This is a genomic window from Paraburkholderia sp. Ac-20340 (assembly GCF_017104965.1).
Classification (GTDB): domain Bacteria; phylum Pseudomonadota; class Gammaproteobacteria; order Burkholderiales; family Burkholderiaceae; genus Paraburkholderia.
Window position 1 is genome coordinate 1 of record NZ_JAAGPR010000047.1, and the last position, 14230, is coordinate 14230.

13 protein-coding genes are annotated in these 14230 nt (G+C 67.1%); 8 read left to right on the forward strand and 5 right to left on the reverse strand.

Annotated features, from left to right (window positions below):
• From G3N59_RS33780 to G3N59_RS33790, 3 genes are all read left to right on the forward strand, one after another.
• The coding region (locus G3N59_RS33780) for an oligopeptide/dipeptide ABC transporter ATP-binding protein (protein ID WP_346777978.1) at positions 1-359 on the forward strand (359 nt) is incomplete at its 5' end.
• Positions 356-1378 (forward strand): peptide ABC transporter ATP-binding protein, encoded by a 1023-nt coding sequence (locus tag G3N59_RS33785; RefSeq protein WP_205987178.1) that lies wholly within the window; start codon positions 356-358, stop codon positions 1376-1378. The genes G3N59_RS33780 and G3N59_RS33785, both read left to right, overlap by 4 nt.
• Positions 1371-2606: a TraB/GumN family protein gene (locus G3N59_RS33790; protein WP_205987179.1), complete on the forward strand. Its 1236-nt coding sequence runs from the start codon at positions 1371-1373 to the stop codon at positions 2604-2606. Before G3N59_RS33785 ends, G3N59_RS33790 begins: the two co-directional genes overlap by 8 nt.
• On the opposite strand, the gene G3N59_RS33795 is transcribed toward G3N59_RS33790, so the two are convergent.
• Positions 2587-4539, reverse strand: coding sequence for a tetratricopeptide repeat protein (locus G3N59_RS33795; RefSeq protein ID WP_205987180.1), 1953 nt, complete (start codon positions 4537-4539; stop codon positions 2587-2589). The two genes, G3N59_RS33790 and G3N59_RS33795, sit on opposite strands and share 20 nt — an antisense overlap.
• Positions 4540-4788: 249 nt before the next feature.
• Here G3N59_RS33795 and G3N59_RS33800 point away from each other — a divergent pair, with 249 nt between their 5' ends.
• Positions 4789-5619, forward strand: coding sequence for a glycosyltransferase family 2 protein (locus tag G3N59_RS33800; protein WP_205987181.1), 831 nt, complete (start codon positions 4789-4791; stop codon positions 5617-5619).
• Between the two features lie 46 nt (positions 5620-5665).
• Here the strand turns inward: G3N59_RS33800 and pxpA are convergent, their stop codons facing one another.
• From pxpA to G3N59_RS33820, 4 genes are all read right to left on the reverse strand, one after another.
• Positions 5666-6430, reverse strand: coding sequence for a 5-oxoprolinase subunit PxpA (gene pxpA, locus G3N59_RS33805; RefSeq protein ID WP_205987182.1), 765 nt, complete (start codon positions 6428-6430; stop codon positions 5666-5668).
• Positions 6431-6581: 151 nt separating this feature from the next.
• Positions 6582-7625, reverse strand: coding sequence for a biotin-dependent carboxyltransferase family protein (locus tag G3N59_RS33810; protein WP_205987183.1), 1044 nt, complete (start codon positions 7623-7625; stop codon positions 6582-6584).
• On the reverse strand, positions 7622-8314 hold the full coding sequence (pxpB, locus tag G3N59_RS33815) for a 5-oxoprolinase subunit PxpB (RefSeq protein WP_205987184.1): 693 nt from the start codon (positions 8312-8314) through the stop codon (positions 7622-7624). The genes G3N59_RS33810 and pxpB overlap by 4 nt, the downstream gene beginning before the upstream one ends.
• A 185-nt stretch (positions 8315-8499) precedes the next feature.
• Positions 8500-9135 (reverse strand): 5-formyltetrahydrofolate cyclo-ligase, encoded by a 636-nt coding sequence (locus G3N59_RS33820; protein WP_205987224.1) that lies wholly within the window; start codon positions 9133-9135, stop codon positions 8500-8502.
• 8 nt (positions 9136-9143) lie between these two features.
• Between G3N59_RS33820 and G3N59_RS33825 the strand changes: the two genes are divergently transcribed.
• From G3N59_RS33825 to G3N59_RS33840, 4 genes are all read left to right on the forward strand, one after another.
• Entirely contained in the window at positions 9144-11117 is a 1974-nt protein-coding gene (locus G3N59_RS33825) for a lytic transglycosylase domain-containing protein (RefSeq protein ID WP_205987185.1), read from the forward strand.
• A 104-nt stretch (positions 11118-11221) separates the two neighbouring features.
• Complete coding sequence (locus G3N59_RS33830) at positions 11222-12178, forward strand: complex I NDUFA9 subunit family protein (RefSeq protein ID WP_205987186.1); 957 nt, start codon at positions 11222-11224, stop codon at positions 12176-12178.
• A 115-nt stretch (positions 12179-12293) separates the two neighbouring features.
• Entirely contained in the window at positions 12294-12959 is a 666-nt protein-coding gene (locus G3N59_RS33835; RefSeq protein WP_205987187.1) for a glutathione S-transferase family protein, read from the forward strand.
• A complete protein-coding gene (locus G3N59_RS33840; RefSeq protein WP_205987188.1) occupies positions 12956-14215 on the forward strand; it encodes a multifunctional CCA addition/repair protein in 1260 nt (419 codons plus the stop codon). The genes G3N59_RS33835 and G3N59_RS33840 overlap by 4 nt, the downstream gene beginning before the upstream one ends.
• Positions 14216-14230: the final 15 nt, after the last annotated feature.

Sequence of the window (14230 nt, forward strand, 5' to 3'; positions counted from 1 at the left end):
TGGTCTCCGAGGTCGCGCAGCGCGTGGCGGTGATGTACGCGGGCGAGATCATCGAAACCAACCGCGTGCCGGATATCTTTGCGCGTGCGCATCATCCGTACACGGAAGCGCTGCTCGCGGCGATTCCAGAGCACAACCAGGGCGCGGCGCGTCTGGCTGCGCTGCCGGGCATGGTGCCGGGCCGCGACGATCGTCCCACAGGCTGCCTGTTCGCGCCGCGCTGCAAATACGTGGTGGACGACTGCAACCGCAAGCGCCCGACGCTCGACGCGGTGGCGGACCCGAGCGGCTGTGCGCTCGTGCGCTGCATCAAGCCGCTGAACGTGGCGACCGAAACCCTGAACGGAGGCGCGCGATGAACGCAGTCCAGCAATCCGCGGCTCAACCGGGCCAGCACGATGAAGAAAAGGTGCTCGTTGCGCACGATCTGAAGAAGCACTACACGGTCAGGCGCGGCATGTTCGGCACGGGCACAGTGAAGGCGCTCAACGGCGTGTCGTTCTCGCTCACGCGCGGGCGCACGCTCGCGGTGGTGGGCGAGTCGGGCTGCGGCAAGTCCACGCTCGCGCGCCAGCTCACGATGATCGAGCCGCCTACGTCCGGCACGCTCACCATCGACGGCGAGGATGTGGCGAGCGCGGGCAGCGCGCAGATCTCAGCGCTGCGCCGACGCGTGCAGATGGTGTTCCAGAACCCGTTCGCCTCGCTCAATCCGCGCAAGACCGTCGAGCAGACGCTGGGCGAGCCGCTCGCGATCAACACCAAACTCACGGCCAGCGAGCGCGCGGACCGCATCGCGCACATGATGCGCATCGTGGGCTTGCGGCCGGAGCATGCGAAGCGTTATCCGCATATGTTCTCGGGCGGCCAGCGTCAGCGAGTGGCGATTGCGCGCGCGATGATTCTCGATCCGCAGATCGTGGTGGCGGACGAACCGGTGTCCGCGCTCGATGTGTCGATCCAGGCGCAGATCCTGAATCTGTTCATGGATCTGCAGGAGCAGTTCCGCACGAGCTATGTGTTCATCTCGCACAACCTGGCGGTGGTCGAGCATATCGCTGATGACGTGATGGTGATGTATCTGGGCGGTGTGGCGGAACTGGGCGACAAGGCCACGGTGATCGGGCGCCCGCGCCATCCGTACACGCGCTCGCTGCTGTCGGCGACGCCTGCGATCTTCGAGGCAGATCGCCGCGTGAAGATCAAGCTCGAGGGGGAGTTGCCTTCGCCGCTGAATCCGCCGTCGGGTTGCACGTTCCATCAGCGCTGCCCGTATGCGGTCGAACGATGCCGCCAGGAAGTGCCGCAACTTCGCGAAGTCGATGGCCGTCAGGTATCCTGCCATCGTGCAGAGGAGGTGGGGGAATCGGATGCTTGAAGCGACGGCGGCGCGTCGTTTTGCGCGCCGCCAACGTAGAAGCGGCCGGTGTGCCGCTTTGAAATTGCGGGCGTGGGTCTGGCGCCAGGGAAGAACGGCGCGCGTCGCGATGGGCGCGGCGCTCGCGCTTGCCGTGGCGCTCGGGCCTTCGCTCGACCGTCCGCTGCGGCTTGCGGGCGGGCAGGGGGCTTCCGCTCATCGCGCGTTCATGCCGCGTGCGTTCGGTGCTGGCGCGGCCGCCAATACGCCTGGCGTTCGTCCGCCCGTGCCCACTTCGCGTCTGCCGGGTTCCGGTCTGCCGTCAGGCGGCGGCCTGCCCGGTTTCCATTCACCGCCTGTCATGCCGAGCTACGCCTCGGGCACGACCGCCGGCGGTCCGGTGCGCACGCGCCCCGCGCGCATGCCGTTCTACGTGGCCACGCGCGGCACGACCACGATCTATCTGCTCGGCACGCTGCACGTGGGCGACCCCGTCGATTACCCACCGAACCAGCCATTCCGCGCGCCGATTCTCGCCGCACTCAACGCCTCGCCCACGCTCGCGCTCGAACTCTCGCCCGACGACCTGCTGGTCTCGCAGGACGATGTATCGAAATACGGCGTCTGCCGCCGGCCCTGTCTCGAACAGATGCTGCCCGAGCCGCTCTGGGCGAAGCTCGCGGCGCGTCTGCGCGGCAACCCCGAGGCGCTGGCCGAGATCCGCAAGATGAAGCCCTGGCTCGCGTCGCTGCTGGTGGAAACCTACGATTCGCTGAGCGCCGGCCTGCAAACCGAGTACGGCACCGAGGCGCAATTGCAGAACGTCTTCCTGCGCCTGAAAGGGCGGCGCGTCGTCGGGCTGGAAAGGCTGGGCGAGCAGATGCGCGCCTTCACGAATCTGAACCTGGCCCAGCAGCGCGAGATGCTCGCGCAGGATCTCGCGCAGACACCCGCACAGAATCTCGCCGATGTGCAGACGCTCCTGCGCCTCTGGCGCGTAGGCGACGCCGATGCGATTGCCGCCTGGGAAAGCGCGCGCACCGAAAAGCTCTCGCACGATCAGCGCGTGGCGGCTTCGGTGGACAACCGCATCGTCTATGAACGCAACCGGCGCTTCGTCTCGCGCATGCAGCAGTACGCCGGGCCCAACAAACCGCTGTTCGTGGCGATTGGCGCGCTGCATCTGGGCGGGCGCAAGGGCGTGCTTCAGTTGCTGCGTCAGCGCGGGTTTACGGTTGATCCGGGTTGAGTTCGCTGTCGGCGGACGGCTTGCGTGAACGGGCGGGTTTCTCCGCTTTATCGGCCTTCGCAGCCGGCTTGCGTGCGCTGGCGCGTTTAGGTTTTTCCGCGAGCGCCTCGCGGACCGCTTCGATGGCCGTGGTCCAGTCGCCCACTTCCTGCTGACGAAAGAGCCGCGCCGTGGGATACCACGGCGAGTCCGTGCGCTTTTCGAGCCAGCGCCATTCGCCGTTCGCAGGCACCAGTATCCAGACCGGCTTGCCGAGCGCACCCGCCAGATGCGCTACCGAGGTATCGACGGTAATCACGAGATCGAGATTCATGATGAGCGCGGCCGTGTCGCCGAAGTCGCGCAGATCGTCGCCGAAATCGTGGATTACGGCGCCGTTCTCCAGCGCCGCAATCTGGGCGCGCGCCGCCGGGTCTTTCTGCAGCGAGAACCAGCTTGTTTTCTCAAGCGCGAGAAGCGGCGCGAATGCGCCAAGCGCCACCGAGCGATTGCGGTTGTTGTAGAAGGTGGAACTGCCTGCCCAGACCAGACCGATATTGCGATGACCGGCGGCCTTGCCCGACTGCCGTTCGACATCCGCCTGCATGGCCGCCTGCACGCGCGGCTTCCACGCCTCGATCTCCCCATCGCGCGCGAACAGATACGGCACGGTGGCCGGAATCGTATCGAGTTCGGTGCCGCACGCGGCCGGCGCGCTCATGACGTAAAGCCAGTAGTCGTAATCGCCCGCGGGCTTGCCGGTCCAGGCGCGATGCACGCCCGGCACCGACTGCGCGAGCACCTGCAGCGGCTGCGTGATGCAGACATCGACGCTCGCGCCGCGCGCGGCCAGTTCGCTCGCGTAACGCACGAACTGGATCTGGTCGCCGAAACCCTGTTCGTGGACCAGCAGCACGCGCTTGCCATCGAGCGGTTCGCCCTGCCACTGCGCGATTCCTTCGATATCGAACGGCGCGTAGTCGATCGCACGCCAGCGCCGCGCGTACTCGGCCCAGCCTTCGCGATACTCGCCGCGCTTGAGCTTGAGCCAGACGAGGTTCTGGCGCGCATCGGCATGATCGGGGTCGAGCGCGAGCGCCTGCTCGTAGTACGGCGCTTCTTCGTCGTTGCGGCCCTGCGCGCCGAGCGCCGCGCCAAGGCACACCAGATTCGCCGCGTTCGGCTCCAGCGCCACGGCCTGCCGATAACAACTTTCCGCTTCGCGATAGTCGCCCGTCTGGCCGAGCGCGGTGCCCAGATTCACCCACGCCGCCGCATAGTTCGGCGCCAGTTCGACGGCCTGACGGTAATGGGCGATGGCGGCGGCTTCTTCGCCGAGCGCGCGCAACGCGTTGGCGAGATTGAAGTGCAGCGCGGCGTCCTGGCCGGACAGTGCGAGCGCGTCGCGATAGCACGCGACGGCGTCCTCATGGCGGCCGAGCCGCGCGAGCAGACTGCCGAGATTGAGCCGCGTATTCGCCGCCGACGGCTCCAGCGCGAGCGCCGCCTTGCAATGACTTATCGCGCCCGGCAGATCGCCCATGTCGCGCAGCGTGAGCGCGAGATTGTTGTGCGCATCGGCGAAACCCGGCTGCAGGCGCAGCGCTTCGCGCAGATTGTGCGCGGCTTCGGCATGCAGCCCGAGTGCGCGCGCGGCCAGCCCGCGATTGCTCCAGCAGACGGCGTCGCCGGGCGCATGCTCGAGCGCGCGGTCCATCAGTTCGAGCGCGCCGCGATGGTCGCCCTGCTGATGCAGCGCAACGCCGAGATAGTGCAGCGCACCGGCGTGCGCCGGGTCACGCCCGATCAAGGCGCGGTAGACGGTCTGGGCTTCGTCGAGACGCCCGGCGCTGTGTGCGGCGAGCGCTTCGGCAAGCAGGGTGTCAGGGGATGCAGCGTGGCTGGACAGCGCGGAATCGCTTGCGTAGCCGCGGCCGGAAACGGAGAAGGTCATGGGATCGGGCGGCCGACGGACGCCGCGCGTGGAGCAGCAGGCTGCGCGATTCCGCTGACCGCATTGTCAAGGGAATCTAACAAGGTAGGGATCGCGCTTCCCATCGAGGATAAGAAAAATCCGAAAGTGATGGCGAAGCTGACGCAACCACCGGCTTTATTCCCGCGTGGACGGTCTTTAGTTGGAATGCGATATCAGCGAAAAAGCGGCGTTCATACGATGGGCTTTTCCCTTGCTCATTGCCGCATCATGCCGAATTCCCCGATCGTCAGGACCGACGCGCCTGTCGTCAGCGCCCCTGTCGTCAATATCCCAGTCGTCAGCGTCATTACGCCGACCTGGCAGCGCGAGGCCATGCTGCCGTTCGCCTATCGCTCGTTCGCGCATCAGGACGTGGGCGCGTGCGAATGGATCGTGATCGACGACAGCACGGTGCCCAGCGCCTTCATGCAGAGTCTGGCCGATCCGCGCGTGGTTTATCGGCACTTGCCGCAGCGCACGACGATCGGCGAGAAGCGCAATCTTGCAGCCGATCTCGCCCGCGCCGACGTCATCGCCCATTTCGACGACGATGAGTTCTATGCGCCGAATTACCTGCGCGCGATGCTCGACCAGATGACGACGCACAAGGCCGAAATGGTCAAGCTCAGCGCGTTTTTCCTGTACAGCCGCGTGTACCGGAAGTTCGCGTGGTGGGACACGCTGCGCACGAGCGGGCTGCATTTTCGCTGGAGTTCGCAGCCGATGACGTCGCTGAGTTTTCCCACCGAGCACAAGGCCTTTGCCAACAACCATCTGGGCTACGGTTTCAGCTATGTGTACACGAAGCGGCTGTGGACGGCGCTGCCCTTCGAGCCGTCATCGTTCAACGAGGACGGCCCGTTCGCGCTCGCGGCGGTGGCGCGCGGCGCGAATCTCGCGCTGGTCGCCGACGATCTCGGCCTGTGCGTGCATGTGCTGCATCCGTACAACACGTCGGCGAGCTTTCCGCAGTACATCCTGCCGGACGCGCTGATCGCCCGGCATTTTCCGCAGTTCGCCGAAGCGATGCGCACGATGCCGGAGATCGCGCAGCCCTGAAGTCGCCGAAGCACCAAAGCGCCGCAGCGCCGAAGCGCGGCGAAGGTCAAACGCCGTCGATATCCACCGCGCCCGCCGCGCGCACGCCAATGCCCGCTTCGTCGAGCGCCGCACGGATGCGCCGCGCGAACGCCAGCGCGTGCGGGCCGTCGCCGTGCAGGCAGATGGTCTGCGCGTTGAGCGGCACCCATGCGCCATCGACGGCCTGCACGCGCTGTTCGCGGATCATCGCGAGCGTGCGCGCGAGCACGGCGTCTTCGTCGTGGAGCAGCGCGCCGGGTTCGCTGCGCGGCACGAGCGAGCCGTCGGCGCGATAGCCGCGATCGGCGAACACTTCTTCGATCGCCACCAGACCGGCCTCGCGCGCCGCCGCCACGAGCCCGCTGCCCGCGAGCGCGAACACCGTCACCGAGGGATCGAAGTCGTGCACGGCGGACACGATGGCATCGGCGATCTTCGCGTCGCGCGCGGCCTGGTTGTAGAGCGCGCCGTGCGGTTTCACATGCGCGATGCGGCCGCCTTCGGCCTGGGCGATCGCCGACAGCGCGCCCAGTTGATACAGCACGCCCGCGTAGATTTCTTCGGCGGGCAGGTTCATTTCCTTGCGGCCGAAGTTTTCGGGATCGTTGAAACTGGGATGCGCGCCAATCGCCACGCCTTTGTTGACGGCCCAGCGCACGCATTCGCGCATCGCGTTGGCGCCGCCTGCGTGCCAGCCGCACGCGATATTCGCCGAGCTCACGAGGTCGAGCAGCGCCTCGTCGGAACCGCAGCCTTCGCCGAGATCGGCGTTCAGATCGATGGTGGTCATGGTGTTTCTCTCCGTATTGCCTGACGCCCGCCCGGCCGCACGGTCCTGGGCGGCGGGGGCGCTTGATGCGTGCTGTTCTGTGCGTGTTGTTCTGTGCGTGTTGTTCTGTGCTGACGCCTGCTGCTATTAACGACCGCTTGTGCCGGTTTCGTTAGCGCTTCGCGCGCCGTTCGTCCTGCATGGCGATCGCCGTCTCGATCTGGCGCAGATAGGCGCGCTCTTCCAGCAGTGCATGGCGCGCAGCGGCCGGCGTCGTCTCGACAAAGCGCACGCCGCCGCCCAGCCGCACCTGCGCGAGCTTCCACAGGTCTGCGCGAATCACCGCGCCGATCTTCGGATAGCCGCCGGTGGTCTGCGCATCGCTCATCAGCACGATGGGCTGGCCGCTGGGCGGCACCTGGATCGTGCCGGGCAGCACGGCGTGCGAGAGCAGGTCCGCGCCGTTCGCGCGCGCGAGCGGCGTGCCTTCGAGCCGATAACCCATGCGGTTGCTATTGGGCGTAACCTGCCACTCGTCGGACCAGAACGTGCGTTGGGCGTCCGCGGTGAAACTGTCGTACTCGGGGACGCGCAGTACGCGCACGGGCAGCGCCCACAGCACGCCGTCCGCATGGCGGCCGCGCCGGTAATGCGGTTCGTCGACATAGACGAAGCTGCATTGCGACGGCGCCTTCACGCCGAATGCCGGCGCTCCCGGCACGAGCGACGCGCGCTCGCCGCCCGGGGCGAACGAGGCGCCGATGGCGAGCCGGTCGCCGTCCTTGAGCGCGCGGCCCGCGAGGCCGCCGAAGCCGGCCGCCAGATCGGTGCTGCGCGAACCGAGCATCGGCAACACGTCGATCCCGCCCGCCACGCTCACGTAGACGCGCATGCCGCGTTTCGCGCCCGGCAGCACGAGCTCCTCGCCCGCCGCGACCGGCAGGCTCCACCACGACCACACCGGCTTGCCGCCGAGCGTCGCGCCGAAGTCGGTGCCGGTGATGGCCACGCGCGTGGCGCGCGCAAAGCGCAGCACGACCGGGCCGAAGGTGATTTCGAGCCCGGCCGCGTCGGGCCGGTTGCCGACCAGACGGTTGCCGACTTCGAGCGCGAGCGTGTCGAGCGCGCCGCAGGTGGCGACGCCCAGATGGTGATAGCCGGTTCGGCCAGGATCCTGAACCGTGGTGAGCAGGCCGGCGCGCAATACCTCGATCATGCGTGGCGCTCCTCGCTGACGGTGGCATCGACACGCTCGACGACAAAACGCACGCGGTCGCCGGGCATCAGCAACGTGGGCGGATTGCGGGCGGGATCGAACAGCTTGAGCGCGGTGCGGCCGATCAGTTGCCAGCCGCCGGGCGACTGCGCCGGATAGATGCCGGTCTGCGCGCCGCCGATGCCGACCGAACCGGCCGGCACGACCACGCGCGGTTCGCGGCGGCGCGGTGTGTACAGGGCGGCGTCGAGTCCGCCGAGATAGGCGAAACCGGGCTGGAAGCCGAGGAAGAACACCGTGTAGACGCCCGCGGCGTGGCGCGCGGCGACATCGGCGGGCGCGAGGCCCGTGTGCTGCGCGACGGCCGCGAGATCGGGGCCCGCCGCGCCGCCGTAATGCACTGGAATGTCCACTTCGCGGCCTGCGGCGGCGGTCTCCGCGTTGGCATCGGCGTCCTGCCAGGCCGCTTCGAGCGCGTGCGTGAGCGCGACGGCGTCGGCCGAGAGCGCGTCGAAGGTGATCGTCAGGTTGTTCATGCCGGGCACGACTTCGCGCACGGCGTCCCAGCCGCGGGCGAGCGCGGCCACGGCCCAGATGCGGCGCTGCACGTCGAGCGTGGCCGGCGGCGGCGCTTCGCAGACGAGCGCTTCGTCGCCGAGCGGATAAATACGGGGAACAGGATTGCGCATGATGATCGGAAACGGCCACGAACGATGGCAGCCGGACAGGCGGATGGGGTCGAGTTACGTTCTCGGCCCATTATCGACAATTTCTACGTAAGCGTTTGCCCCAGGCGCAATGTCTGTGCGCGCAAACGACAGGCGCGGCAAATCATGCCGCGCCGTCACCGCAGGCGGGCGGTAGGCCGAACGGCCTATGCCGGTCGCAGACGCCCCGCGAGATGCGCGCCGGCTTCGGTGACCACGGCGTCGAGCGGCAGATCGTGCGCTTCCGGTTCGAGCACGCCATCGTCGATACGGCAGGCTTCATACGCGATGCCCACCGTCAGCGGCGGCCGGCCGCCCGGCCAGGCGGCGAGCGTGCGGTCGTAGTAGCCGCCGCCGTAACCGAGCCGATAGCCCGCGCGATCGAAACCCACGCACGGCACCAGCAGCAGCTCGGGCAGGGCGGCGCTGTGCGCGTCCTGCACAGCCGGTTCGGGAATGCCGTGATGGCCCTCGCGCAGCGCCGCGCCCGGTGCCCAGTCGTAGAAATGCAAGGGTGTGTGACGTTCGGGAATGGCGGGCAACGCGGCGCGCCGGGACGGATCGGCGGCGAGCCAGCCAGCGATCCATTCGCGCGCATCGAACTCGCCCGGCAAGGGCCAGTAAAAGCCAATCGAAAGCGGCTTGATATGCGCGATCAATGCATCGAGTCGAGCCGTCAGCGCGGCATTGACAACCTCGTCGGAAAAGGCCGCCAGACGGGCTTCGCGAAGCCGTAAACGCCACGTCTTTTTGGCTTCTGCCAAGGGGTTGCGTGCTATGCTTGGGTTCACCTCGCGCTCCAGAAATAACGATGTCCAAACGCCTTGTCCGAGTATATCGCGTGGTCGGTCTCGCACTGACCGCCGCGGCACTCGTGGCGTGCAGTACGGCCGACGCTGTGCGGCCCGTCGCACTGCCCGTGGGTGCCACTCTCACGTCCGACGACCAGACCTTCATCCAGCTTCGCGAAGCCGCGCGCAACAACGATCCGGCGCGCGCCGCGCAACTCGCTGCGATGATCCCGGATTACCCGGCGCCGTCGTATCTCGAATATTTCCAGCTCAAGCCGCAGTTGTTCGACTCGCAGGGCCATGCACGCGTGGACGCGCCCGACGCGCCGGTGCTGTCGTTCCTGCAGCGCTACGACGGCCAGGCGATCGGCGACCGTCTGCGCAACGACTATCTGCTCGTGCTGGGCGCGCGCCACGACTGGGCGAATTTCGACAGGCAGTACACGCGCTTCGTGCTCAACGACGACACGCAGGTCAAGTGCTATGCGCTGGAGTCGCGCGCGTCGCGTGGCGACAACGTCGCCGACGAAGCGCGCGCGCTGCTGGTCGAGCCGCGCTATTACGGCGATGGCTGCGTCGACCTGATCACCGCGCTGGCGATCAAGAACCAGTTCACGAGCAACGACGTCTGGCAGCAGATCCGTCTTGCTTATGAACAGAACCAGACCACCACGGGCGCAAAGCTGCTCGACGCGCTCGCGCAGCGGCCGGACCCCACGGCGTTCAGCCAGGCGGTCAGCACGCCGCCGCTCACGCTCGCGCGCGGTGTCGGCGCGGACGATCAATCGCATCAGCTGGCGCTGCTCGCCGTCACGGTGATGGCGCGCAACGACCCGGCCATGACCGCGTCCACCTTCGCGGCGGTCGCGCCTTCGCTTACCTCGCCGGAGCGCGGCATCGGCTGGGGCACGATCGGCTATCAGGCGGTGCAGAAGCGTCTGCCGGGCGCGCTCGACTGGTATCGTCTGTCGGCTAACGCGCCGCTGTCGAATCCCGCTTACGAATGGCGCACGCGCGCCGCGCTGCTCGGCGGCGACTGGACCATGGTGCGCTGGTCGATCGAGCAGATGCCGGCGGCGCTGCGCGCGCAGCCGTCGTGGGTCTACTGGCACGCCCGCGCGCTCAAGCAGGCGGGCGAAAACGCTCAGGCCAACCAGGAATTTGCGTCGATCTCGCAGGGCTATAACTTCTACGGCCAGCTGGCCACCGAAGAACTCGGCCAGAAGATTTCGATTCCGCCGAAAACCACCGTCAGCGACGCCGACATCACGCAGGCCGCGCAAACGCCGGGCTTTGCACTCGCGCAGCGTTTCTACGCGCTCAATCTGCGTCTGGAAGGCAACCGCGAATGGAACTGGCCGCTGCGCGGCATGAGCGACCGTCAGTTGCTGGCCGCCGCCGAATACGCGAAGCGCATCCAGTTGCTCGATCGCACCGTCAATACGGCCGATAAAACCGTCAGCGAGCATGACTTCTCGCTGCGCTATCTCGCACCGTTCCGCGACGTGGTGGAGCGCGACGCGCAGACCAACGGCCTGGATGTCGAATGGGCCTATGGTCTGATCCGTCAGGAATCGCGCTTTATTCTCAACGCGAAGTCGGGCGTGGGCGCGAGCGGCCTGATGCAGATCATGCCGGCCACGGCGCAGATGGTGGCGAAGAAGATTGGCCTCGGCCCGCTCTCGCGCGACCAGCTCAACGACCTGGACACCAACATCCTGCTGGGAACGAACTATTTGTCGATGATCTACAATCAGTTCGATGGTTCGGCCGTGCTCGCCACGGCAGGCTACAACGCCGGGCCGGGACGCCCGCGCGCGTGGCGCGCCACCCTGCAGCGCGGCGTCGAGGGCGCCATCTTCGCGGAAACCATTCCGTTCCAGGAAACCCGCGATTACGTGAAAAACGTGTTGTCGAACACGGTCTACTACGCGGCACTGTTCGAAGGCCGTCCGCAGTCGCTCAAGGCGCGTCTCGGCTATATCACGCCATAAGCCGATTTGCGCCGCGCGGCGCGCTCCGTGAAGTTCGCGGGGCGCTCCGCCGGAGCCGACGGACCTCCGGGCGCGACGCCGCGCACGCTACGAGGAGGTCGGAGATGCGACATCAAGCCATCGCGGTCATCGGCGGTTCGGGATTCATCGGCAGCCACCTCGTCAATGCGCTCGTCGAGGCCGGCAAGGATGTCCGCGTCGCCGCCCGGCGGCGCGCCTCGGCCAGCCACCTCACGCTGCTTCCCATCGATGTGATCGAAACCGACGTGACCGATCCGGTCGCGCTCGCCAGCTTTCTCGAAGGCACCGACGCCGTCATCAACCTGATCGGCACGCTGCACGGCGGCCACGGCAATCCGTACGGCGCGGGCTTCGCCAAACTGCACGTCGAACTGCCCACGAAAATCGTTGCCGCCTGCGAGAGCAAGAACGTGCATCGGCTCATCCATCTGAGTGCGATTGGCGCCGATCCGCGCGGGCCGAGCATGTATCTGCGCTCGAAAGGCGATGGCGAAAAGGCCGTGCATGCGGCCACGGCCGTGGCGACCACGATCCTGCGGCCCTCGGTGGTGTTCGGCCCGGAAGACAATTTTCTGAACCGCTTCGCCGTGCTGCAAAAGCTCTTTCCGATGATCCCGCTGGGCATGCCGGATGCGAAGTTTCAGCCCGTGTACGTGGGCGACGTGTCAAAAGCGATCGTCAATGTGCTCGATCTCGACGCCGCGAGCGGGCACACTTACGAACTCGGCGGCCCGACGGTCTATACGCTGGAGCAGCTGGTGCAGTATTGCGGCGAAGTCGTCGGCAAGCACGCGCGCATCGTGCGCCTGCCCAATGCGTTTGCGCGGCTGCAGGCGCTCTCGTTCGAATTGGCGCCCGGCGAGCCGGTGCTCACGCGCGACAATCTCGATTCGATGAAAGTCGATAGCGTGCTGAGCGGGCCGCTCGCGCCCGAACTGGGCATCGATCCGGCGAGCATCGAGACGATCGCGCCGCTCTATCTCGCCGACGCCTCGCTGCGCTCGCGCCTGAATATCTTCCGGGCGAGCGCGGGCCGCTAGACTGATACCGGTTTTCATCGGTTCGCGCGACGGGCCACGCGGGCCGGCGCGCGCCCGCATTCGCTTACGCAGTCCCTGACGCTTTCCCTCAACCTCTCACCATCAAACGCTCAACATGAAGCTCGTCATTGGAGACAAGAACTATTCGTCGTGGTCGATGCGCCCCTGGCTGCTGTTGACGCACTTCGGCATTCCGTTCGAAGAAGTGCTGATCGAGCTCGATCAGCCCGGCACGAAGGCCGCGATCCTGTCGTTTTCCGCGTCGGGCAAGGTGCCGTGTCTTGTCAGCGAAGATGGCGCGGCCGTGTGGGATTCGCTCGCCATCGCCGAAACCCTCGCCGAGCGTTTTCCGCAGCACGCCATGTGGCCGCGCGACGCGAACGCCCGCGCACAGGCGCGCAGCGTGAGCGCCGAAATGCACTCGGGCTTTGGCGAGCTGCGCACGTCGATGCCAATGGCGATCCGCACCTCGAAGCCGGGCGCGGGCGCCACGCCCGGCGCGCTGGCCGATATCGCGCGCATCGACGCGCTCTGGAATGCGTGTCTCGATGCGAGCGGCGGTCCGTTCCTGTTCGGTGAATTCACGATCGCCGATGCGATGTTCGCGCCGGTGGTGATGCGCTTCAACAGCTATGCGCCGCCGCTGTCGGCCAAGGCCGCCGGGTACGCCGCGCGCGTGACGGCGCTGCCCGCCGTGGCGGCGTGGATCGAAGCTGCGCATCGCGAAACGCATCGCATCGGGCACGACGAACTCGACGCATCGGGCGACGGCGCAGCATGAAGATCTACGTCGTAGGCGGCGCGATCCGCGATGACATGCTCGGCCTGCCGGTGCGCGACCGCGACTATGTGGTCGTGGGCGCGACGCCCGAGCAGATGGCCGCGCAAGGTTATCGGCCGGTCGGCAAGGACTTTCCGGTGTTTCTGCATCCGCAGACCCAGGAGGAGTACGCGCTCGCGCGCACCGAGCGCAAAACCGCCGCCGGTTATCACGGCTTCCAGTTTTTCTACGCGCCCGATGTGACGCTGGAAGAAGATCTCGCGCGCCGCGACCTCACCATCAACGCGATGGCGCGCGAAGTGCAGCCCGGTGGCGTGCTGACCGGGCCGGTCGTCGATCCGTTCGGCGGCGCCAACGACCTTGGCGCACGCGTGTTCCGTCACGTGAGCGATGCGTTTCTCGAAGATCCGGTGCGGATTCTGCGTGTGGCGCGCTTCGCCGCGCGTTTCGCCGATTTCACCGTCGCGCCCGAAACCCTGGCGCTGATGCGCGCGATGGTGGAATCGGGCGAAGTCGATGCGCTCGTGCCCGAACGCGTCTGGCAGGAAGTCTCGCGCGGGCTGATGGAAGCGAAGCCTTCGCGCATGTTCGAGGTGTTGCGCGAATGCGGCGCGCTCGCGCGCGTGATGCCCGAAGTCGACAGCCTGTTCGGCGTGCCGCAGCGCGCGGACTATCACCCGGAAGTCGATACCGGCATCCACGTGATGATGGTGATCGACCATGCGGCCGCGCAGGGTTACACCTTGCCGGTGCGCTTCGCCGCGCTCACGCACGATCTGGGCAAGGCCACCACGCCTGAGGACGTGCTGCCGCGTCACATCGGCCATGAAGGGCGTAGCGTCGATCTGCTGTTGCCGCTTTGCGATCGCCTGCGCGTGCCCAACGAATGCCGCGATCTGGCGGTGCTGGTCGCGCGCGAGCATGGCAACGTGCATCGCGTGATGGACATGGGCGCGGCCGCGCTCGTGCGCATGCTCGAACGCAGCGACGCGCTGCGCAAGCCCGCGCGTTTCGCCGAAGCCTTGCAGGCGTGCGAAGCCGATCTGCGCGGACGTCTGAACTGGGAGAACGCGCCTTATCCGCAGGCCGAACGCCTGCGTGTGGCGCTGATTGCGGCGCGCGCGGTCGATGCGGGCGCCATCGCGCGTTCAGTGACCGAAGCCAGCGCCGATAAAAACGTCGCCGAAAAGATCAAGGAAGCCGTGCATCGCGCGCGGGTGGAATCGGTCGAGGCAGCGTTGGTCGACGCGAACTGAAACCACCGCTTCGGA